Source organism: Streptomyces albidochromogenes (genome assembly GCF_005981925.1).
Taxonomy (GTDB): Bacteria; Actinomycetota; Actinomycetes; order Streptomycetales; family Streptomycetaceae; genus Streptomyces; species Streptomyces albidochromogenes.
This window is the reverse complement of the sequence record NZ_VBVX01000689.1, coordinates 1-801: the sequence shown is the minus strand read 5'-3', so window position 1 is coordinate 801 and position 801 is coordinate 1. Positions and strand designations below refer to the sequence as shown.

Genomic DNA, 801 nt, shown 5'->3' with positions numbered 1-801 from the left:
TAGTAGAGGTGGAGGCGTTGGAGGTGCGGGAGCGGTGGCCGGCGCCTTGGCCGGGGCGGGACGGGGCGGTGCCGCTGCTGGTGATCTTGACCAACTGCGGGTTGGGGTTGGCCAGTACGCCGAACTGGGTGCCCGGCATCCAGGACTTCGCGTGCGACTTCAGGCTGACGGGCACACGGTCGAGCTTGGTGACGGAGTTGAGAAGCGCGCCGGCGTAGATGTAGTGCGAGAGGAGCCGGGCGGCCGAGGCCACGACACCCGGGCTGAAGTCGCAGATGGACAACTGCCGGAGCTGACGTACGAGTACGGCGATGCCGAGCGGTGGCAGGTCGAGCTTCAGCAGGGCGAGCCGGTCGGTCTCCAGCATCGAGCGGAGCGTGTGGAGGCGGCGCTCGTGGGCGACCGGGACGGAGGCCGGGTAGACGGCGACGACGTACCCGTACCGTTCGAGCATGACGTGCATGTCGACGAGAGCGGCTTCGAGCGGCTGCTCGTCCGGCGCGTGGAGCAGAGCGGCGGTCGGAGTCTGCTGATCGGTGGGCGGCAACACCAAGTCGGCGCTGGTGACTGCGATCGCGGTCGGCACGTTGGTTTCCCCGTTCACTCCGTACGCCGCTGACCCCGGCGTCCGCAGATCGATGCTGCTCCGTCGTGCTGCATCAGCACTTTATCCACGGCCTACGTGGCGGAGAACACTTTTCCTTTTTCTCATACGGGGTCGCAGGGGCGGACACAGCGGACCGGGACGGGTGAGTTGAGCGGGGGTGATGTGGCCGATAACCACTGGTTGCTTCTGGGGGT

General features: G+C 67.2%; 1 pseudogene. It reads right to left on the bottom strand.

The features are described 5' to 3' along the window. A pseudogene (locus E2E34_RS34780) lies at positions 1-586 on the bottom strand (hypothetical protein); the annotation flags it as partial. Positions 587-801 lie beyond the last annotated feature (215 nt).